Here is a 394-nt window from a genome sequence, read left to right as displayed (position 1 = left end):
CGATGTTACGATCTATCACCTGATCGCAGCCGGTGTCGTCATCGACGGGCTCTCAAGGGAAGATCTGGCCGAATACGTCGGCGCGGAGCTGAAGTCTTTGACCCACGAGAACGAGGTCACCCAGCCGCAACGCGTTCGGTCGCCTGTCAAAATCAAAGACCCGCCCGTTCACGAAGCGCGAGTCCCAGTTCGAGATGCAGCGGATACTACGGATGCCGACCTCGACGACATCCTACAATTGCTGCGCCGATCTTAGTGGTATCGCCTCAGCTCAGCTCAACAATCCTCGAAAACTAAACGAAACCAACACGGAGAATGACGATGAAGAACAAGCCGGCAGCCCATGACAACATCAAGATCAGGGATTTCGATCTCGTGCCCGACGGCGGGATCG

At 56.1% G+C, this 394-nt stretch carries 1 protein-coding gene; it reads left to right on the top strand.

Features of this window, described 5'->3' with window-relative positions; translation table 11 throughout:
- A partial coding sequence (locus AX750_RS26600) for a hypothetical protein (RefSeq protein WP_197432838.1) occupies positions 1-256 on the top strand: 256 nt, incomplete at its 5' end.
- Positions 257-394 lie beyond the last annotated feature (138 nt).

It is taken from the genome of Methylobacterium sp. CCH7-A2 (assembly GCF_001557075.1).
GTDB lineage: Bacteria > Pseudomonadota > Alphaproteobacteria > Rhizobiales > Beijerinckiaceae > Allobosea > Allobosea massiliensis.
Note: the sequence above shows the minus strand (reverse complement) of the source record. Positions and strands in the feature narration are given on the sequence as shown.